Source organism: Paenibacillus ottowii (genome assembly GCF_050516475.1).
Lineage (GTDB): Bacteria > Bacillota > Bacilli > Paenibacillales > Paenibacillaceae > Paenibacillus > Paenibacillus ottowii.
In genome coordinates this window covers 1,194,043-1,210,399 of record NZ_CP191577.1, presented here as the reverse complement: position 1 = coordinate 1,210,399, position 16,357 = coordinate 1,194,043, and the positions used below count along the sequence as shown (strand labels likewise).

General features: G+C 48.6%; 13 protein-coding genes. All 13 read left to right on the top strand.

Translation table 11 applies throughout. The features are described from left to right. Window positions 1-168 precede the first annotated feature (168 nt). The 13 genes from ACQQ6X_RS05695 (at window position 169) to rsmB (ending at window position 16,260) form a co-directional block, all read left to right on the top strand. A complete protein-coding gene (locus tag ACQQ6X_RS05695) occupies window positions 169-2,967 on the top strand; it encodes a calcium-translocating P-type ATPase, SERCA-type (protein WP_305164549.1) in 2,799 nt (932 codons plus the stop codon). A gap of 108 nt (window positions 2,968-3,075) precedes the next feature. After that, on the top strand, window positions 3,076-3,906 hold the full coding sequence (gene dapF, locus ACQQ6X_RS05690; protein WP_305164548.1) for a diaminopimelate epimerase: 831 nt from the start codon (window positions 3,076-3,078) through the stop codon (window positions 3,904-3,906). 158 nt (window positions 3,907-4,064) lie between these two features. Further along, complete coding sequence (locus ACQQ6X_RS05685) at window positions 4,065-5,090, top strand: hypothetical protein (RefSeq protein WP_305164547.1); 1,026 nt, start codon at window positions 4,065-4,067, stop codon at window positions 5,088-5,090. Window positions 5,091-5,244: 154 nt separating this feature from the next. Next, the gene (locus tag ACQQ6X_RS05680) at window positions 5,245-7,131 is read left to right on the top strand and encodes a bifunctional homocysteine S-methyltransferase/methylenetetrahydrofolate reductase (RefSeq protein WP_305164546.1); all 1,887 of its coding nucleotides are present in this window, start codon (window positions 5,245-5,247) and stop codon (window positions 7,129-7,131) included. Window positions 7,132-7,166: 35 nt separating this feature from the next. Continuing rightward, a complete protein-coding gene (locus ACQQ6X_RS05675) occupies window positions 7,167-8,054 on the top strand; it encodes a YicC/YloC family endoribonuclease (RefSeq protein WP_305164545.1) in 888 nt (295 codons plus the stop codon). A gap of 55 nt (window positions 8,055-8,109) precedes the next feature. After that, entirely contained in the window at window positions 8,110-8,370 is a 261-nt protein-coding gene (gene remA, locus ACQQ6X_RS05670) for an extracellular matrix/biofilm regulator RemA (RefSeq protein ID WP_005548256.1), read from the top strand. A 14-nt stretch (window positions 8,371-8,384) separates the two neighbouring features. Continuing rightward, a complete protein-coding gene (gene gmk, locus ACQQ6X_RS05665) occupies window positions 8,385-8,957 on the top strand; it encodes a guanylate kinase (RefSeq protein WP_013371851.1) in 573 nt (190 codons plus the stop codon). 121 nt (window positions 8,958-9,078) lie between these two features. Beyond that, a complete protein-coding gene (gene rpoZ / locus ACQQ6X_RS05660) occupies window positions 9,079-9,282 on the top strand; it encodes a DNA-directed RNA polymerase subunit omega (RefSeq protein WP_013371850.1) in 204 nt (67 codons plus the stop codon). 90 nt (window positions 9,283-9,372) lie between these two features. Then, on the top strand, window positions 9,373-10,677 hold the full coding sequence (gene coaBC / locus ACQQ6X_RS05655) for a bifunctional phosphopantothenoylcysteine decarboxylase/phosphopantothenate--cysteine ligase CoaBC (RefSeq protein WP_305164544.1): 1,305 nt from the start codon (window positions 9,373-9,375) through the stop codon (window positions 10,675-10,677). After that, complete coding sequence (gene priA / locus ACQQ6X_RS05650; RefSeq protein WP_305164543.1) at window positions 10,677-13,253, top strand: primosomal protein N'; 2,577 nt, start codon at window positions 10,677-10,679, stop codon at window positions 13,251-13,253. Before coaBC ends, priA begins: the two co-directional genes overlap by 1 nt. Window positions 13,254-13,384: 131 nt before the next feature. Next, on the top strand, window positions 13,385-13,882 hold the full coding sequence (gene def / locus ACQQ6X_RS05645; RefSeq protein ID WP_063213624.1) for a peptide deformylase: 498 nt from the start codon (window positions 13,385-13,387) through the stop codon (window positions 13,880-13,882). Between the two features lie 6 nt (window positions 13,883-13,888). After that, window positions 13,889-14,848, top strand: coding sequence for a methionyl-tRNA formyltransferase (gene fmt, locus ACQQ6X_RS05640; RefSeq protein WP_305164542.1), 960 nt, complete (start codon window positions 13,889-13,891; stop codon window positions 14,846-14,848). After that, window positions 14,845-16,260 (top strand): 16S rRNA (cytosine(967)-C(5))-methyltransferase RsmB, encoded by a 1,416-nt coding sequence (gene rsmB / locus ACQQ6X_RS05635; RefSeq protein ID WP_305164541.1) that lies wholly within the window; start codon window positions 14,845-14,847, stop codon window positions 16,258-16,260. The genes fmt and rsmB overlap by 4 nt, the downstream gene beginning before the upstream one ends. The last annotated feature ends 97 nt before the right edge of the window (window positions 16,261-16,357 follow it).

The window sequence follows — 16,357 nt, the reverse complement described above, 5'->3', positions numbered from 1 at the left end:
GGACAAAACTTAAGCGGCTTTGTGATATTTCAAGTCCTGTCCGAATAGATTGAATCAAGAAAGTCTGTCCAGCATATCAGCAATTGCGGCAAAAAATATAATAACGGGCAGCCATCCTACACACAACCGACGGAAACGGACTATCTGACCGGGAGGGAATTGGGGAGAATGGAACAAGCACACTGGCACCAATTAAGCAATGAACAGCTTTCAACTAGTCTGGAAGTCGACCCGAAGCAGGGTCTTTCGGAGGAACAGATTGCGGAACGAAGAGAAAGGACGGGATGGAATGAGCTGAGCGAGGGCAAGCGTGTTTCGGCATTTTTGCTGCTGCTCAACCAGTTCAAGGATTTTATGATGCTTGTATTGATGGGAGCGACCCTGATATCTGGCCTGCTCGGCGAGTATTTGGACGCAATTACCATTATTGCTATCGTTGTATTAAATGGAATTCTCGGCTTTGTGCAGGAATTCAGAGCTGAACGTTCATTGCGGGCGTTAAGACAGCTTTCGGCTCCAACCGCCAAGGTGCTGCGAGGCGGCAAACGAATACAAGTTCAGGCCAGAGAGTTGGTCGTGGGTGATATCGTGCTGCTGGAAAGTGGTGATCGTATCCCCGCTGATGTAAGGTGGCTGAGTACAAACGGCTGTGATGTGGAGGAGTCTGCCCTGACAGGTGAATCGGTTCCAGTGAGTAAACATTCCCGTCCTATTCATGCCGCCGAAGTACCTCTTGGGGACCAAAAGAACATCGGTTTTATGGGCACCATGATGACCAGAGGCACGGCACAAGGCGTGGTTATTCGCACAGGCATGAGTACTGAAATGGGGAAGATCGCAGACTTGATCGAAAATACGGAGTCGCAGGAGACACCGTTGCAGCACAGACTGGAACAATTGGGCAAAATTTTAATCATCGTGGCGTTGGCGCTAACCGTGCTCGTGGTCGTAGCGGGCATTTTGCATGGTCAGCCAGCCATGAACATGTTTTTGGCCGGCGTGAGCTTGGCTGTGGCGGCTATACCGGAAGGGTTGCCCGCGATTGTAACCATTGCACTCGCTTTGGGTGTACAGCGTATGATCAAACGCAAGGCCATTGTGCGCAAGCTGCCTTCCGTAGAGACGCTCGGCTGCGCGTCTGTCATTTGCTCCGACAAAACGGGCACACTGACCCAAAATAAAATGACAGTCACTAAGCTATGGCTGGATGGTCGATTCTGGGGAGTTACGGGGGAAGGATATGACCCGCATGGTCATATCATGGACAGGGATCTTCCTGCCGACCTTAAAAACGGACAATCCTTGCGTAGATTGCTGCAAGCCAGTGTACTTTGTAACAATGCGGAAATTGTTCAAGCCGACATGGATGAGCTGCGTTCGAAAAAGAAAACTAAAGAGCCGACACCTGCCGCTGTGTGGGAGCTGAAAGGTGATCCGACAGAAGGAGCGCTGGTCACATTAGCTGCCAAGGGCGGAGTCACGCGACAAGGGCTGTATGAACTGTACACACGGGAGCGAGAATTTCCGTTTGACTCGGATCGGAAACGGATGTCAGTACTCGTACGGCACCGGGGGGGACATATCGTATTTGCCAAAGGAGCGCCAGACGTCCTGCTGGGTCAGTGCTCTTACATTTTATGGGAGGGGAATGTCGTTCCGTTAACAGGTACGCTACGCCAAAAGGTATTGGCAGCCAACGAAGGTATGGCATCAGAGGCACTGCGTGTACTTGGTGTTGCTTACCGTGATGTTCGCTCGCATGAGCGTGTCTCTACGGTTGAGGAAGCTGAAACACAACTGATTTTTATCGGCCTGACCGGCATGATTGATCCGCCACGCCGCGAGGTTCGCGAGGCCATTGGCAAGTGCCGGCGTGCTGGCATTCGCACCGTGATGATTACGGGCGACCATGGTACAACTGCGGAGGCCATTGCACAGCAGCTGGGCATTCTCCAACGCGGCTCACATGTGTTGACGGGACAGCAACTGTCTCTCATGGATGATACGGCGTTGGATAATGCCGTTGATTCCGTCTCCGTGTATGCGCGGGTGTCACCGGAACATAAGCTGAGAATCGTCAAGTCGCTGCAAAGACGCGGACATGTCGTAGCTATGACCGGAGATGGCGTCAATGACGCACCTGCGATCAAGGCGTCGGATATCGGTATTGCAATGGGCATTACAGGCACAGACGTGACCAAAGAGGCGGCCGCGCTTGTGCTGAGTGACGATAATTTCTCAACGATTGTAGCGGCCATTGAGGAAGGACGAAATATTTACGAGAATATTCGTAAATTCATTCGTTATCTACTCGCCTCCAATGTTGGTGAAATTTTGACGATGTTCTTTGCCATGATGGCGGGGCTGCCGCTGCCTTTGCTACCCATTCAGATTTTGTGGGTAAATCTGGTGACTGACGGTTTGCCGGCCATGGCTCTGGGGGTGGATCAGCCGGAAAAGGATCTTATGGAGCATAAGCCTCGCGGCGCAAAGGAAAATATTTTTGCCCGTCGACTGGGCTGGAAAATCATTAGCCGGGGTCTGTTGATTGGCTTATGTACGCTTGCGGCCTTCTGGTTGACATTACGGATTGCTCCGGATGATGCAGGGCAATTGCTCAAAGCACAGTCTGTTGCTTTTGCTACGTTAGTGCTGGCCCAGTTAATTCATGTATTTGACTGCCGCAGTTCCCGTTCTGTTTTCCATCGTAATCCGTTTCAAAATAGTTATCTCGTGCTCGCCGTGCTGTCCTCCATTGTACTGATGCTGGTTGTAATGTATGTGCCGGTGCTGCAGCCTGTTTTCAAAACGGTACCACTTGGTTTGCGTGAATGGGCACTATCTATTGTCGCAGCTGGAATTCCAACATTCCTGATGGGAGCGGGAAGTGTATGGGGTGGTCGACGTAACCGGCGCCGCGGCGGAAATACACACTTTTCAGCGGGACGGACGAAGTTTTCAGCCTAGCATTCGAGTCACGTATCACATTGCTTTCCCCCTCTTGCCCTGTATGATATTATGGGATCAAAGCTTCGAAGTGGAGCATGAGATCAGCAGCAACAGCGGGGGGAAGCTATGGAATTCACTAAAATGAACGGTCTGGGTAATGATTTTATCGTTTGGTACGGGCATCAGGAATTGCCGTCTGACGCCGCGGAATTAGCTGTTCGGCTATGTGATCGACATTTTGGTATTGGCGCCGATGGGTTGGTATATATATTGCCATCTAACAAGGCAGATTTTCGCATGCGCATCATTAACTCGGACGGCTCGGAGGCCGAGCAATGCGGTAACGCTATTCGTTGTGCTGCCAAATACGTGTATGACAATAAGCACATCAACCGTGAACAGATTACAATCGAGACACTGGGGGCAGGTGTGCAGCAGGTTGAATTGACTGTAGAAAACGGAACTGTACGTATGGTGAAGGTAGATATGGGAGAGCCGATTCTGGAAGGATTGAAAATTCCAACTACACTGGATCTGACTAGCGTCATTAATGAGCCCATTGAAGCTGGAGGAAGTGGCTTTCGCTTTACGGCTGTATCTATGGGAAATCCGCACTGTGTCATTTATGTTGAGGATGCGCCTAGCTTTGAACTGGAGGCCTGGGGACCAAAGCTGGAGTGTCATCCGTTATTCCCTAAAAAAACTAATGTTGAGTTCGCCACAGTACGAAGCCGGAACCATATAGATATGAGGGTATGGGAAAGGGGAGCTGGACCTACGCTAGCTTGTGGAACCGGAGCCTGTGCTACGCTTGTTGCTTCTGTACTGAATGGATACAGTGACCGCCGCGCTATCGTAAGCCTGAAGGGCGGCGATCTGGATATCGAATGGAGCGTGGATGATAATCACATTTATATGACAGGTCCGGCTGAGGTTGTGTTCGAAGGTCGTATATAGAAGTGAGGGGGAAGGAGACCTTAGTGGGTCTTCTTTTTTTGAGCTTTTATGGTGCTGTTGACTAGGAATATGGTGAACAAAGCGAGATTCTGTCTTTTTTTGATGTCTGAACAATGTATAATATAGAAAATGAGAAAACGAGAAGGAGGCCGTTCATAGTGCGGAAATTTCATTGGATTTCAGCGATTGCAGTCCTCATACTTGTAGCCACCGCGCTTCCGGTTCAAGCGGCGACTTTTCCTGCGACCACGGAAACGACGGACAAGCAGGTGGGCTCGTTAACTCCGACAGTCGTAAGCCGTTTAGAAAAAGCAGTACAAGAACTTATCGGTTCCAAAACTGCATTTCAATTTGACGATGTGACGGATATGGGAAAAACCTGGATTGTCGAGGGTGAATTGGAGGACGGGACAGCTACGCTGCAGACAGAATATAATAAAGAGAAAAACAGAGTAGATTCTACAACTATACGCTATAAAATAGGTAGTTTGGGGAAGGCGATGAACGCTCCACTTAAGGAAAAAGTGCTAAACAGCGCCAAAGCGTTTGACAGCAAGCGTCCCTTACAATTCGAAGCATTCTGGCGGGTCAAATCTCCTTATCAATCCAATAAGCCATCAAATTACTGGGTATTCTGGGGAACTGGAGAAAAAGCTTCCTCATTGTATGTCGATGTGGATCAGGGCAATAGTATTACCATTAATGCGGACTATGCGCTGAAGCAGGTGGACCCTGTGATACTGAATCGTGCAATGAATACATTTAAGCGGGTGAGTGGACAGCGAATTACAGTGCAGCATGCCTCACGGTATAAGGATGAGAAGAATGGGCGTTCTTATTGGTCGTTTGAGGATGCAAGCGAGGCCAGTGAGGTTAAGATTGGTGCAGTAACAGGTAAAGTGCTATCCGTATCCACATCTGGAATGGACTGGAATGATGACGCGGACTTCAAAAAGTCTTTTGCAAACCCCAAATATACCGCCGCAGAAGCTTTAAAGCTGGTCAAGCCCAAGGCTCAGTTGTTGTTTAATATCAATTTGGATGGCTACAAAGTAAAAGTCCAAGGAAATCAATATACGTTTTTCAGACAGCAAAAGGGGACGGATTCTATTGTGGCTAAAATGAATAAAAAAGGGACCTTCTACGAGCTCTCTCTCCATTCATCTGATGGGAAAATGCTATGAAAATGTAGTGAAAATAGAAAATGACAAATCAAGTTGCTTCACACCTGATCTATATTGTCGGGACGTGAGGCGGCTTTTTTTGTTTTTGGCTTATGTTTGTAGTCTCTTTATGTTACATTAGTATGAAAATAAAGAGCGGGGTGGAGCAGAGGACATGAAACCGGATTTGCGTACTGTGCTGAATCGTGAAATTATTGTCGGAGACGGCGCTATGGGGACTTTTTTATACCAGCTAGGATTTCCAGTAAATACATCTTACGAAGAACTGAACATTACTTCACCTGATGTCATATCAGACGTGCATGGTCAGTATTTAAATGCAGGCTCACGATTGCTAGAGACGAATACGTTCTCTGCAAATGATTATAAGTTGGCCCGCTTTGGACTGGAATCCAAGGTAGAAGAGATTAATCGTGCCGGTGTGAGAATTGCCAAGGCTGCGGCCGGACCTGAACATTATGTAGTAGGTGCGGTTGGTTCCATCTGTGGAGGCAAACGTCTTAATATATCCAAGCTGGAGCTGTCAAGAAACTACGAGCAGCAGATTGATGCCCTTCTGTCCGAAGGGGTTGACGGCATTTTATGCGAAACGTTTTACTCATTAGACGAAATGCGCATTGCGCTTCACAGTGTACGTAAATACAGTGATATTCCGGTAATTTGTCAATTTGCCGTCGATCAGGTTGGTCGTACTCAAGATGGTTTTTTAGTGGCAGAAGCTTTTTCAACTCTACGTAATGAAGGAGCTGACATTCTCGGGTTTAACTGTCACTCCGGTCCGCAGGGAATTATGAGTGTAATGGAGCAACTAGATGGTCCCTTGTCTGTACCGTTGTCTGTATATCCGAATGCGGGATTAGCAGATTATGTGGATGGTCACTATGTATATGGCGCATCACCTGAATATTTCGGAGAATGCGCCACATCCTTTGCAGATCTCGGCACGAGGCTGATTGGTGGCTGCTGCGGAACTACACCGGACCATATTGCTGCTATTTCCAAAGCTTTAAATAATGTGCAACCGCCCCCGTTGGCTTCAATAGAAGTTTTGTCGACAGAGTCCATTCATGTGGTGGAGCAGACAGCAAATGAAGGGGGACGGGGAAATGGCAGACATGCCAGCGAACCCAACATTGTGGATCTGGTGAAGGAACGACATACGGTCATTGTAGAGCTGGATCCTCCGCGAGATCTGGACATTACCCGGTTTATGCAAGGTGCGCATGCCTTGAAGAAAGCTGGGGCCGATGCGCTTACACTTGCTGACAATTCGCTGGCAGTCACTCGTATGAGCAACATGGCGCTTGGGCATCTGGTTAGTATTGAAACAGGCTTGCGTCCATTAATTCATATCGCATGTCGTGACCGTAATTTGATTGGTACTCAATCCCACATGATGGGCTTTGACGCATTGGGTATTGATCATGTACTGGCGGTTACTGGAGATCCAGCGCGGTTCGGTGATTTACCAGGTGCCAGTTCGGTGTATGACATGACATCTTTTGAAATCATACGCATGATCAAGCAACTAAATGATGGTGTCGCATTTTCCGGTAAGCCGCTGAAGCAGAAAGCTAATTTTGTGGTGGGGGCTGCTTTTAATCCGAATGTTAAGCACTTGGGTAAAGCTGTACAGCGGCTGGAGAAGAAAATTGCTTCCGGGGCTGATTATATTATGACTCAGCCTGTTTACGATCCCGAGCTGATTACAGCCATCGCACAAGAGACGCGGCATTTGGAGGTACCGATTTTTATCGGTATTATGCCGCTGGCTAGTGGCCGCAATGCAGAATACCTGCATAATGAAGTGCCCGGTATTCAGTTATCCGATGAGGTGCGTGCACGTATGTCGGGGCTGGAGGGCCCGGAAGGACGAGCAATGGGCGTGTCCATTGCCAAGGAGTTGCTTGATACGGCCATGGAACATTTTAATGGAATCTATTTGATGACTCCTTTTATGTTCTATGAAATGACGGCTGAGCTGACTTCATATGTGTGGCAAAAATCAGGCCGAGCACTGGCCCCCTTGTTTCGACTATAATAATCAATTACAATAGTATAATGGATGTGATGCCGATGTCATTGAGTATGACCGGATACGGTCAGGCTATCCTTCATTATGAGGGGTATAAAGTGCGCTTGGAATTGAAATCGGTCAATCACCGCTACTGCGAAGTGATGATGAGAATTCCACGCGAATGGACTCGTTATGAAGATGGCTTGAGAAGAACGGTTCAACAGCAGATTAAACGCGGTCGTATCGATGTATTCATCCACAGGGAACGTGATGAAGAACAGATACCCGCCGCACGGTTGAATGACACTGTGGTGCAGGCTTACCTGCGTGCAGCGGAGCAGCTGGCGGATCGTTATGGCGTGAAAGGAACGCTAGGTATAAGTGATATCCTCGCTTTGCCGGATGTTCTGGGTGAGCCTGGAGAGGCTCGCAATGGAGACGAAGAGGACTGGGAAGAGCAGCTACAGCGAGCTTTGAACGAGGCTTTGCAAGGCTTGCTGGAGATGAGAAGGCGAGAAGGCGGGCATTTGGCGCAGGATGTGAAATCCCGTATTTTACGTCTGGAATCCCTTCATCAGGAAATGACGGTGTTGGCTCCTCATGTTGTGAGCGACTACCGTAACAGGCTGAAGCATAGGCTTAAAGAGCTTCAGGACGGTTCATTTACGCTTGATGAACATAAGTTCGGAATGGAGATTGCGTTATTCGCAGATCGCAGCAATATTGATGAGGAGCTTACCCGGCTTCAAAGTCATTTTGGACAGTGCAAAAGGTTGCTGCTGTCGGACGAGCCGGCCGGTCGCAAATTAGATTTTTTAATCCAGGAAATGAACAGGGAAGTCAACACGATCGGCTCCAAGGCTAATCATCTCACATTGGTTAATTTGGTCGTCGAGATGAAAGCAGAGCTTGAAAAAATTCGTGAGCAGGCTGCAAATATTGAGTAGCTACCTGGTAGCGGCACGGCTGCAATAGTCAATGTATAGGGGGAAAGACCTGAATATGGCAATCAAATTGATCAATATTGGCTTCGGCAATATCGTGTCGGCCAACCGAATAATCTCCATCGTCAGTCCGGAGTCTGCTCCGATCAAGCGGATTATACAGGAAGCTAGGGACCGTCATATGTTAATTGATGCTACCTATGGCCGCCGGACACGGGCTGTTATTATTACAGACAGTGATCATGTAATCCTGTCTGCGGTGCAGCCGGAGACGGTCGCTCATCGCCTATCCACTAAAGATGATGACAATGACGAATAAAAATGGAGTGTACTATGGCTAAGGGATTATTATTTGTAATATCCGGACCTTCGGGTGTCGGTAAAGGGACGGTAGGCAATGCATTGCGTGAAAAGCTACCTGAGATAACGTATTCCGTATCTGCTACGACTCGAACACCTCGTTCGGGCGAACAGGATGGAGTGACCTATTTTTTCAAAACACGTGAAGAATTTTTAGGCATGATTGAACGAGATGAATTGCTGGAGTATGCAGAGTATGTAGGTAACTACTATGGCACTCCACGTGATTTTGTAGACCAGACGCTTGCCCAGGGCAAAGATATCTTTTTGGAAATAGAAGTTCAGGGCGCGCTTAAGGTTAAAGAAAAATTCCCTGAAGGTATTTTCATATTCCTGCTTCCGCCTTCACTGGATGAATTAAAGGATAGAATTCGTGGACGTGGCACAGAAACTCAAGCTACCATTGATCATCGTATGTCGGTAGCTGTGGACGAAATGAATCTGTTGCGGCACTATGATTATGCGGTTGTCAATGATGAGATTGATTTCGCTTGTAAACGAATAGAATCCATTATTATCGCCGAACATTGTAAGGTTCGACCTTAAGCGAGGGCTTTACATATGTCAGGCGTATTTAAAGAGAAATAATACTGTATAAGCTGAGCTTGAAGGTGTACACTGGAGTTCAGCTTATACAGCTTAAAACTACATGAAGAGGTGTCTATTCGTGCTGTATCCTTCCATTGATGAAATGATGAAAAAGGTAGATAGTAAATATTCGCTGGTTGTAGCGGCATCACGCCGTGCTAGACAGTTGCGTGAGGGCGAAAAGACGAGTTTGAAAAGTCCTAAATCTCACAAACAGGTTGGAGTAGCTCTGGAAGAGATCTATGCAGATCATCTTTTACTTGAAAGCGGCGAAGAAGAATAAGAATTATAGACAATCATTATAGCCAGGCGCAATGCCAATTCCTTTGACAACCGCAAGGTTGTTATTTTTTTCGGTCAGGGGGAGTTAACGATGTTGAAGGGGAAAGTTATTATTCTTGGTATAACAGGCGGGATTGCTGCCTATAAAGGGGCGGCGCTGTGCAGTAAGTTGACGCAAAAGGGAGCCGATGTTCATGTGATTATGACGGCTTCTGCCAAGGAGTTTATTACCGAACTTACGCTGCAATCACTCTCTCGCAATCCGGTATACAGTGATACATTTGATGAAAGAGAGCCGTCCATCGTATCTCATATTCATCTGGCGGATGCGGCTGATTTGGTGCTGGTTGCTCCGGCAACGGCGAATATCATCGGAAAAATGGCACATGGTCTTGCTGATGATATGCTATCCACAACATTGCTGGCTACGACAGCACCTATTATGGTGGCCCCTGCGATGAACGTACATATGTACACTCATCCGGCCGTCATGCAAAATATGGAGACGCTCGTATCACGTGGCGTGAAGATGATTGAACCTGGAGAAGGATTACTGGCTTGCGGATACGTTGGCAAAGGACGTTTGGAAGAGCCGGAAACTATTGTGGAGACGATCGAACGCTTTTTTGATCAGCAAGCTCAGGAACCTGAAGCTACAATCAAGTCTGAACCACGGTGGTTTGGAAGCGAATCTACGGAGAACTCTGTATCTGAGCCACTTGTAAATAAGAACGAATTGGCGCTTTCAGGAAAAAAAGTCATTGTTACAGCTGGGGGCACGATTGAGCGAATTGATCCTGTCCGTTATATTACGAATGATTCATCCGGTAAAATGGGCTTTGCCATTGCGAAAGTGGCTCAGGAGATGGGTGCAGAGGTGCATTTGATTGCTGCCAATACCAGCGCGGAGCCACCTTCAGATATTTCGCTTGAACGAGTGCAGTCAGCTGAAGACATGTACCAGGCTGTGTTAAAGCAATGGGAAACGAGTGATATGGTCGTTATGGCTGCTGCCGTTGCAGATTATCGACCACGTGAGGTGGCACAGACCAAGATCAAGAAAAAAGATAGTGTTCTCACACTGGAGTTAGTGAAGAATGTCGATATTCTCGAATCACTCGGACGCAGCAAGAAGGGGCAATTTTTAATTGGCTTTGCAGCAGAAACGGGAAATTTAGAGACGTATGCAATAGATAAATTAGAACGTAAAAACTGTGATTTGCTTGCGGCTAACGATGTAACTGTAGAGGGTGCTGGTTTTGGTGTGGATACGAATGCTGTTCAAATATATGACCGAAGCGGGATGTTAGAGCAGATCCCTGTACAGTCAAAGGAAGAAGTTGCGCGTAAATTGCTTACTCTGGCCGCGGAACGCATGGGTGGGGTGCTGCATTAATGGAAACGGGCAATTTAGTTGCCAAGGTTATTGTCGATGTACCTGCCAAAGATACAGATCGTACCTTCGATTATCTAATACCGGATTCCATGAGGCCTTGGATTGAGCCAGGTAGTCGGGTAGCTGTGCCGTTTGGAAAACGGACGGTGCAGGCTTTTGTTATCTCGGTAGTTCCAGCTGAGGAACCGCCAAAATACAGGATGAGGGCGATTCAGGAGCTGCTGGATTTAGTACCGCCCTTATCTCCAGATCTGGTCGAACTGGGCAAATGGATGAGTGAACGTTATGCTTGCAACCAAATTATGGCACTGCAAGTGATGATTCCTACCGCGCTCAAGGGCAAGGCGGAACGTTATATCTCAATTGCCGAACAGCATAAGTGGACGAACCCACAGCGGACTACGTTGTCTAATCAGGAGGATGAGATCGAATGGACTCTTCTGACCGACGATGGCATGAGTGACCCGGTGGAGCGCCAGATTGTCAGCTTTATTCAGAATAAGGAGCAAGTCCCGCTGCAGCAACTCAGTAGACGTTTTCCCGCGGAGGCAGAGGTTATTAAATCGCTGTTACGCCGCGGAGTGCTTCAGGAAAGCCAGATTATTAAAGACAAGCTTAGCAAAAAGACGATGAAAGCTGTTGATCTGGCTATCAGCATAGATGAGGCATCCATGGCGTTGGAGCAATTTTCTGCCAAGGCACAGCGTCAGCGGGAGGTACTTGCTTTTTTACTGGAACGTAGCGAGTTTCTACCTCTGCCGCTGAAGGAAGTAATGGCCTCGCTAGGTGTTTCGGTTGCCACGGTTAAGGCACTGGAAGATAAGGGCTATGTATTACAGGAAGACGTTGAAGTCTTCCGCGATCCCTATCGGGGCAGACACTTCAAGCCTACAGATCCTCTCCCGCTTACGGCAGAACAGCAGTCTGTGTATGAACGGGTTGTTCGTCAGCTGGACATGCGTGAGCAAGGAGCTTATTTGCTGCATGGAGTCACAGGGAGCGGCAAGACGGAAATCTATCTTCAAACCATTCAGCGCTGTATCGAGCAGAATCGCCAGGCTATTGTGCTTGTACCTGAAATTTCGTTAACCCCACAAATGGTTGAACGTTTCAAAGGCCGTTTTGGCGACCAGGTGGCCGTGATGCACAGTAGGTTGTCGGGGGGAGAACGGTACGATGAGTGGCGAAAAATACGCGAAGGTCGTGTGAAAGTCGCCATCGGCGCTCGTTCGGCGGTATTTGCTCCTTTTCGTGAGCTGGGGCTCATTATTATGGATGAGGAGCACGAAACGTCCTATAAACAGGAAGAGACCCCGAAATACCATGCGCGTGATGTAGCTATTCGCAGAGCACACCAGCACGGAGCTGTCGTTATTCTCGGTTCAGCTACACCATCATTGGAAAGCTATTATGCCGCTCGGTCCCAAAGCAATGACGAGTTTGCACCGTTGCTGCTTGAAATGCCAACCCGCGCATTGGGGAACACGTTACCCGAAGTCCATATCATGGACATGCGTGAGGAACTGCGGGCTGGCAACCGCTCCATGTTCAGCCGCGCACTGCATAATGGAATCGCAGAGCGATTAGAGCGTAAGGAGCAGACGGTATTACTATTGAATCGACGTGGTCACTCCACGTTCGTCATGTGCCGGAGTTGTGGCTATGTAGCGGGGTGTCCGGATTGCGATATTTCGCTTACCTATCATCAGCGGTCGAACAATTTACGCTGTCATTATTGCGGTTATTCCGAGCATGTCCCTCAGACTTGTCCGGAATGCGGAAGTGAGCATATTCGCTACTTCGGTACAGGCACTCAGCGAGTGGAAGAAGAGTTGGCTAAGCTATTCCCTGGTATACGAGTTGTCCGAATGGATGTCGATACAACGACTGAAAAAAATGCTCATGAAAAGTTGCTCAAGCAGTTTCGTGATAAAAAAGCAGATGTTCTGCTGGGTACTCAAATGGTAGCCAAGGGGCTAGACTTTCCCGATGTCACGCTGGTAGGTGTCATTACTGCGGATTCTGCTCTTAATTTACCGGACTTTCGGGCTGCGGAAAAGACATTCCAGCTTTTAACACAAGTAGCTGGGCGTGCTGGAAGGCATCAATTGCCGGGGGAAGTATTCGTACAATCCTACACTCCAGAGCATTATTCGGTGGTCCACGCCAGCCGTCATGATTATGCTTCTTTTGTGAGGGAAGAGTTGAAACACCGCCGCAATTTGCATTATCCGCCATATTGCCGACTTATTTTGGTAACCTTCTCTCATGAACAGCTTCCTGTACTGGTTCGATTGGCTGAAAATTACTCAGCGACACTACAAGGACGAGCCAGACAACGAGGCTGGTTCGGGAATATGGACCGGCTTACATCGGATGTGCTGGACATTTTGGGGCCTGTAGCTTCGCCCATTTCGAGGATCAAGAATAGATACCGATTTCAATGTATGATAAAATGGCGTGGAAATATCGACGCCATTGGTTTGGCTCAGCAAGTAGCTGATGAAATGGCTGAATCTGCACAGGCACAAAAGTTGCTGATTAGTCTGGATGTTGATCCGCAAATGCTTATGTAGAGTATAAATACTAAAGTTATTAGTACCGCTGATGCGGACAAATCGTCCGTACATAGGATAATGTAGCAATCGCGTTTGTGATGAATACAGTTAAGCCTAAATGAAGGAAAAGAGGAAGGTGTTCTGTTGTCATGTCAATTAGAATTATAGTGCTGGAACCGGATGACGTATTGCATAAAGTTGCAAAGGAAGTTACTAAAATTACGCCTAATGTGCAAAAGCTGCTGGACGATATGGCAGATACGATGTATGAAGCGGAAGGAGTAGGTCTTGCTGCTCCGCAGGTAGGTATTCTGAAACGGCTCATCGTCGTAGATGCTGGAGATGAGCATGGCTTGATTAAAATGATCAATCCGGAAATTGTGGCCGAAGAAGGAGAGCAATTGGGGCCTGAAGGCTGTCTGAGTATTCCGGGGTTGAACGGGGATGTACGCCGTGCCGAGAAGGTTACAGTCAAAGGACTGGATCGCGAGGGCAAGGCTATTACCGTTACAGCGACAGGGTTGCTTTCTCGTGCTTTTCAGCATGAAATCGACCATTTGAATGGAGTATTGTTCACGGATATTGCAGAAAAAGTATATGAGGTTGCTCTGGAACAACCAGGACCGAACCGTCAAACAGGGGAGTGAGGTTCGATGAGTCAAGATATTCGTATTATCTTTATGGGAACACCCGAATTTGCAGTGCCGTCGCTGAACATGTTGCTGGACAACGGATATAACGTGGTCGGTGTAATTACTCAGCCAGATAAGCCCCAGGGACGGAAAAAAATATTGACGCCTACACCAGTCAAGGAAGCAGCTGAGAAGCGCGGATTGCCTGTGCTGCAACCAACCCGCCTGCGGCAGCCGGAAGCGGTGGCTCAGGTGGCGGAGTTGCGTCCCGACCTAATCGTAACCGCGGCTTATGGGCAGATTTTGCCTAAGTCTGTGTTAGACCTGCCTCGTTTCGGCTGTCTAAATGTGCATGGTTCGCTACTTCCCCGTTATCGGGGAGGGGCACCGATCCAGCGCGCAATTATTAACGGTGAAACGGTGACGGGCGTGACGCTAATGTATATGGCCGAAGGGCTGGATACCGGCGACATGATATCACGGGTTGAGGTTGCTATAGAGCCGGAGGATACGTCGGGCACCATTTTTGAGAAGCTGAGCGTAGCCGGAGCTAGACTTTTGCAGGACGAACTGCCCAAGTTGCTGGCAGGGCAATCAGACCGGACGCCGCAAAATGAGGACGAGGCGACCTATGCCCCGAACCTGACCCGTGATGATGAGCGCATTACGTGGAGTGATAATGCGCAGCAAATATACAACCGGATTCGCGGCCTGGTTCCTTTCTCTGGCGCGTTTACACTCTGGGAGAACAATGTTTTTAAAATATGGGCTGCGGAGCAGCCTTCCATAAATAATGAAGCAAGTGGCTCAAATGCTCCAGCACCCGGGACGGTTCTTCAATTGACCGCTCGTGGTATTGAAGTGCAGACAGGTGAAGGTACCCTCTGGCTGACTCAGGTTCAACCAGCAGGTAAGAAGGTTATGGAAGCTGGAACCTTTGCACGCGGCGGACAGATGAAGCCTGGCATGGTGCTCGGGTGAGCGGGGGACACTCCCGTCAGGGAGATCAACGCAAGGGTGTAGGGTCCAGACCCGGCAAGACTCGCAAACAGACGGCACGGGAAGTTGCACTTGATGTGTTGATCGGTGTGGAGCAAGAGGGCGCGTATAGCAATCTTGAGCTCAATCGCCGGCTTCAGCAGGCAGGCTTATCTGCAAGTGACGCAGGTTTGACGACAGAACTTGTATACGGTACAGTCGCACGCCGAAACACACTGGATTATTTTCTGAATAAATTTGTCCAAAAAGGAACGGCCAAGCTTCAGCCATGGGTACGTTCATTGCTGCGGATGAGCGTATATCAGTTGGTATATCTGGATCGAGTTCCAGATCATGCAGTTGTTAGCGAAGCAGTGACCATTGCCAAGCGGCGCGGACATCAGGGGATATCCGGTATGGTCAATGGCGTGCTTCGCAGCATGCTGCGTGAGCCGGACAAGCTACGTATTCCTGACGGATTGTCAGCAGAGGAACGGATTTCGTTGGAACATTCCCATCCGCAGTGGCTAGTTAAGCGCTGGATCAAGCAATACGGTGCAGAGACAGCTGAGGCTATATGCAGGGCTAATAACGAGCCCCCTGCGGTCAGCGTACGAGTGAATACGACGATGATCAGTCGTGACCAGCTGCTGGACGAGATGGTTGGAAAAGGGGTTGATGCCGTTCCTTCGTCCGTTAGCCCCTATGGGATTGTTGTTCGTAGCGGCGGAAATATGGCGCTTACCTCTTGGTATACGGATGGATTATTATCTATACAGGATGAAAGCTCCATGCTTGTTGCCGAAGCGGTCGCTCCTGAGCCCGGCATGACAGTGCTGGATTGCTGCGCGGCTCCAGGCGGCAAAACATCTCATATGGCTGAACTGATGAAGGATCGCGGCCGGATCGTTGCGAACGATCTGCATGCCCACAAGCATCAATTAATCCGTGAGCAAGCGAATCGGCTTGGTCTGGATGCCGTAGAGACGGTTACCGGCGATGCTTTGGATCTAAAAAAACGATATGCTCCGGCTTCTTTTGATCGTATTTTGCTGGATGCGCCGTGCTCCGGCTTTGGAGTGATTCGCCGTAAACCCGATCTGCGTTGGAGCAAAACTGCAGAGGATGTGCGCGACATTACTCAACTGCAGCATGAGTTGCTGGATAGCGTGGCCGGACTGTTGAAGCCGGGTGGTATTCTGGTATACAGCACTTGTACGATTGAGCCTGACGAAAATGAAGGGCAATTGGCTCGGTTTTTAAGCGAACATCCAGAGTATGAGTTGGCAAAGGATCATTCTTTTCCAGACATGAATCACGAGAAGGACAATATGCAGAAAGGCTCGGTACAGCTGTTACCGCAGGATTTCCATAGTGACGGATTTTATATCGCACGTCTACGCCGGGTAAAGTAGCTCGAAAGAGAATTTAAGGTAGCTGCCCACCAGTATTTCCACAATCCGCCGGATACCTCCGGCGGTTTTTTGCATGAAGACGAAAAATTTTTACCCC